The organism is Pseudomonas sp. zjy_15 (genome assembly GCF_043101865.1).
GTDB lineage: Bacteria > Pseudomonadota > Gammaproteobacteria > Pseudomonadales > Pseudomonadaceae > Aquipseudomonas > Aquipseudomonas putida_Y.
This window is the reverse complement of sequence record NZ_JBICII010000085.1, coordinates 1-377: the sequence shown is the minus strand read 5'-3', so window position 1 is coordinate 377 and position 377 is coordinate 1. Positions and strand designations below refer to the sequence as shown.

1 protein-coding gene is annotated in these 377 nt (G+C 67.6%); it reads left to right on the top strand.

All coding sequences use genetic code 11. The features are described from left to right. The coding region (locus ACF8EF_RS15690; protein WP_392461547.1) for a condensation domain-containing protein at window positions 1-377 on the top strand (377 nt) is incomplete at both ends.

The following is a 377-nucleotide window of genomic DNA, read 5'->3' as shown; positions in this document are numbered from 1 at the left end:
CAGCTGGTGGAGGCCTTGCAGCCAGAGCGCAACCTCAGCCATAACCCGCTGTTCCAGGTGATGTTCAATCACCAGGGCGGCAACCGGCCAGCGCGGGCCGGGGAGGGCGGCGGCACCGGGCTGGAGGTCGAGTCGCTGGAGTGGGACAATCGCACCGCACAACTGGATCTGACGCTGGACACCGTCGAGTCCGCCGAAGGGCTGTCGGCCAACCTGATCTACGCTACCGACTTGTTCGACCGCGCCACCATCGAGCGCCTGGCCGAGCACTGGCAGAACCTGCTGCAGGCCATCGTCGCCAATCCCCGACAGCCGGTGGGCGAGTTGTCGATGCTGGGCGCGGCCGAGCACGAGCGCATCGTGGCGCAGTGGAACGC